This window comes from Cupriavidus sp. SIMBA_020, assembly GCF_046535395.1.
GTDB classification, from domain to species: Bacteria; Pseudomonadota; Gammaproteobacteria; order Burkholderiales; family Burkholderiaceae; genus Cupriavidus; species Cupriavidus campinensis.
Map to the genome: position 1 here is coordinate 1 of NZ_JAWRWU010000838.1, position 263 is coordinate 263.

Sequence of the window (263 nt, forward strand, 5' to 3'; positions counted from 1 at the left end):
GTGCGACTTGCCGCTCGAACTTCGTGATGAACTCGGTGCGTTCCGGTACGACGTGTTCGTGCGCCGCCTCGGCTGGTCCCTACCCGATGTTAAGGAAAATGAAACCATGGAATGGGATCACTTCGATGGCGAAAACACCATTCAGGTTGTTGAACGCACTTCCAACGGACCGGTATGTGGTTGCGCACGACTGATGCCAACTACCGCCCCATATCTGCTCCGAGAACTACTGCCTCGTTCGTCGGAACTCGATTTTCCCTCGT

At 55.1% G+C, this 263-nt stretch carries 1 protein-coding gene; it reads left to right on the plus strand.

Annotated features, from left to right (window positions below; all coding sequences use genetic code 11):
- A partial coding sequence (locus tag SB751_RS31740; RefSeq protein ID WP_410749237.1) for an acyl-homoserine-lactone synthase occupies positions 1-263 on the plus strand: 263 nt, incomplete at both ends.